2 protein-coding genes are annotated in these 2,106 nt (G+C 76.9%); both read left to right on the forward strand.

What is annotated here, in order from left to right; genetic code table 11:
- Positions 1 to 561: 561 nt before the first annotated feature.
- Positions 562 to 919, forward strand: a 358-nt coding sequence (locus DT057_RS36660) for a M23 family metallopeptidase (protein ID WP_244937364.1), incomplete at its 3' end; no start/stop codon positions are given.
- A gap of 45 nt (positions 920 to 964) precedes the next feature.
- Positions 965 to 2,106 (forward strand): caspase family protein (locus DT057_RS05960; protein ID WP_203236202.1); only part of this gene is annotated, 1,142 nt, incomplete at its 3' end.

Here is a 2,106-nt window from a genome sequence, read left to right on the forward strand (position 1 = left end):
GAGGGCGAGGCCGGCCGCGAGGGCGGCGCCCGCCCGCCCGCCGAGACCAACGTCCTGCGCCTCGGCGGCCCGCGTCCGGCCGAGGCGCCCCCGGCGGCGCCCGGCCCCGGGCCGCGCTCGGTGCTCGAGGACGGCGTGCGCAGCGTGGCGGAGACGGAGCGCCGCTCGCGCATCCGGGCGCTCCTCGGCCTGCCGACCCGCCAGCAATTCGACGTCCTGGAGGCGTCCCTCGGCCGCGTCGAGCGGCAGGAGACCGGCGTCCTCGCCGCCTTCGACCGGGCGGTGCGCAACGGCGTCGGCCGGATCCGCACCGTGCTCGGCGGGCTCGGCGTCGCCCTGCCGGCCGCCGCGGCCCCGGCCCCGCGCCCGGTCGCCGTGGCCAACCCGTTCGACGAGGGCGTGCGCCTCCTCGACCTCGGCCTCGACGACCTGCGCCGCTGGCGCGGCGTGGCGGACGGCGTGCCGCTGCGCCGGCCGCTGGAGGGTCTCGACCACGCCCTCACGAGCAATTTCGGCGTCCGCAAGGACCCGTTCACCGGGGCGTCGGCCCTGCATGCCGGCATGGACTTCCGGGCGCCGGTCGGCACCGGCGTCCACGCCACCGGGGCCGGCCGGGTCGTCACGGCGGAGGCCTCCGGCGGCTACGGCAACCTCGTCGAGATCGATCACGGCAACGGCGTCGTGACCCGCTACGGCCACCTGTCCGCCTTCGCGGTCGCGGTCGGCCAGACGGTGCGCCCGGATACGGTCATCGGCGCGGTCGGCTCGACCGGCCGCTCGACGGGGCCGCACCTGCACTACGAGACCCGGATCAACACAGCCGCCGTCGACCCGATGCGCTTCCTCAAGGCCGGCGCGGACCTGTTCGACACGCCCCAGATCGCCAGCGCCCTGGGCTCGCAGCCCGCGGCCGCGGACANATGCCGGGTGCGCTCCGCGGACGCGACCGCCCAGGCCCGCCGCCATGGCCCGTCCCGTGCGCGCGCTGCTGAGGCTGCTGACCGGCCTCGCCCTGGTCCTCGCCGCGGGCTACGCCGCGGCGGCGCCCGCGGAGCGGCGCGTCGCCCTCGTCATCGGCAACGCGTCCTACCTCCGCTTCCCCTCCCTGCCGAACCCCCGCAACGACGCCGAGGACGTGATGGCCGCCCTGCAGCGGTCGGGCTTCGAGGTGATCGGCGGCGTCGACCTGACCCGCGAGGCGATGCGCGACCTGCTGCGCCGCTTCGCCCGCGCGGCCCAGGGCGCGGACGCGGCCCTGGCCTACTACGCGGGCCACGGCCTCCAGTACAAGGGACGCAACTACCTGCTGCCCGTGGACGCCAGGCTCCAGGACGAGTTCGACCTCGAGTACGAGACGGTGCGCGTCGACGACGTCGTCGGCGAGCTCAACCGGGCCGAGGGCGCGCGCATCATCATCCTCGACGCCTGCCGCAACCTGCCCCTGAAGGAGCAGAGCCGCCGCAACCCGTTCGTCGACACGGGCCTCGCGCGGATCAACGGGCGCGGCCTCGTGGTCGCCTACGCGACCCAGGCCGACGCCCTCGCGTACGACGGCGTCGGCCGCAACAGCATCTTCACGGAGGCCTTCCTGAAGGCCATGGGCGAGCCCGGCCTCGACCTGCCGCAGTTCTTCCAGCGCGTCAGCAGCGCGGTGGACCGCTCCAGCGGCGGCCGCCAGACGCCGGAACTGTCGTCGTCCTACCCGGGCCAGTTCTACTTCAACCTCGGCGAGACGGCCGGCGAGGCCTGGCGGCGCGTCCGCGACAGCGCCGATCCGGAGGCGGTCCGGGACTTCGTCAGGACGTTCCCGGGCAGCGACCTCGCCGAGACCGCGAAGGCCCGCCTCGCCCTCCTCGAGGCGCGGCCGGAGCGGCGGCCGGCCGAGGCGCAGGCGGACGAGCCGCGCCGCAGGCGCCTCGCCGAGGAGCAGGCCGAGGAGGCCCGCCGGAAGCGCCTCGCCGACGAGCGGGCGGCCGAGGAGGCCCGCCAGGCGCGGCTCGCCGCGGACGCCGAGGCGGCGCGGCGCAAGCTCCTCGCCGAGGCAGCCGAGACGCAGGAGCGGCAACGGGCGGAGGAGCAGGCCGAGGGCGCCCGCCAGGCCCGGCC

It is taken from the genome of Methylobacterium crusticola (genome assembly GCF_003574465.1).
Classification (GTDB): Bacteria; Pseudomonadota; Alphaproteobacteria; order Rhizobiales; family Beijerinckiaceae; genus Methylobacterium; species Methylobacterium crusticola.